The 1,382-nt window shown below is 62.6% G+C and carries 1 protein-coding gene; it reads left to right on the forward strand.

Annotated elements, in window-relative coordinates; genetic code table 11:
* Positions 1–54: 54 nt before the first annotated feature.
* The gene (locus A6V37_RS01020) at positions 55–1,314 is read left to right on the forward strand and encodes an IS256 family transposase (RefSeq protein WP_064272055.1); all 1,260 of its coding nucleotides are present in this window, start codon (positions 55–57) and stop codon (positions 1,312–1,314) included.
* The last annotated feature ends 68 nt before the right edge of the window (positions 1,315–1,382 follow it).

A 1,382-nucleotide genomic window follows, 5' to 3' on the forward strand; every position in this document is an offset into this window, starting at 1 on the left:
GGGCCTGTCATAAATTTTGTGTTCAAGGCATAACATGTAGCTCAAGGAGCATGTATGCCACGCAAACCCAAAGCGGCGCCCAAGGCCCAGACGGCCTTGCCGTCCATTCCGAAGGAACTGATCGACCAGTTCGTGAAGGGGCCGATGACGGCCGAGGCGGTGCACGCCGCCTCAGCCGCGTTCAAGAAGGCGCTGATCGAACGGGCACTGGGCGCCGAGCTCGGACACCATCTGGGCTATCCGTCCGGGGCTGAGCGCCCCGAAGACGCGACCAACCAGCGCAATGGCAGCAGCGGCAAGACCGTGCTGACCGACGACGGTCCACTGCGTCTGGAGATTCCGCGCGACCGCGACGGTAGCTTTGCGCCCATCCTGATCCCCAAACACGAACGGCGCTTTACAGGCTTTGACGACAAGATCATCGCGATGTACGCGCGCGGCATGACGGTGCGCGACATCCAGGGGTTCCTGGCCGAGCAGTACGGCACGGAGGTGTCGCCGGAGTTCATCAGTTCGGTGACCGATGCCGTGATGGACGAGGTCACCGCCTGGCAGGCCCGCCCGCTTGAGCCGATGTACCCGGTGGTGTTCTTCGATGCGCTGCGCGTCAAGATCCGCGAGGAAGGGCTGGTGCGCAACAAGGCGATCTATCTGGCGCTGGGCATCCTGCCCGACGGCACGCGCGACATTCTGGGACTATGGATCGAGAACACCGAGGGCGCGAAGTTCTGGATGAAGGTGTTCAGCGACCTCCGAACGCGGGGGGTGCAGGACATCCTGATCGCAGTCACCGACGGTCTGAAGGGCATGCCTGAGGCGCTGGGCGCGGTGTTTCCAGCGACCACGCTGCAGACCTGCATCGTGCACCTGATCCGCAACTCGCTGGACTATGCGAGCTGGAAGGACCGCCGGGCACTGGCTGCCGCCATCAAGCCGATCTATACGGCGGCGGGCGCCGAAGCCGCCGAGGCAGAACTGAACGCGTTCGAACAGGGTGAGTGGGGCGAGAAATTCCCGACCGTGGTGGCCGCCTGGCGCCGGGCCTGGGATCGCGTGATCCCGTTCTTTGCATTTCCGCCGGCGGTGCGCAAGGTGATCTACACGACCAACGCCATCGAAAGCGTGAACGCTCAATTGCGCAAGATCGTCAAGACGCGTGGCCACTTCCCGGGTGACGATGCCGCGACCAAACTGCTCTGGCTGGCACTACGCAATATCACTGCCGACTGGAGCCGCGCAGCCCACGACTGGAAAGCGGCGATGAACCAGTTCGCGATCCTCTACGAGGACCGCTTCACAAGAAACCACTCATAAAATGCATTTGATGGCCTGCCATCCGGCAGGCTTTTACCTGCCTTGCACACAAAAATTCGGACACTCCC

It is taken from the genome of Paraburkholderia ginsengiterrae (assembly GCF_001645125.1).
GTDB classification, from domain to species: domain Bacteria; phylum Pseudomonadota; class Gammaproteobacteria; order Burkholderiales; family Burkholderiaceae; genus Paraburkholderia; species Paraburkholderia ginsengiterrae.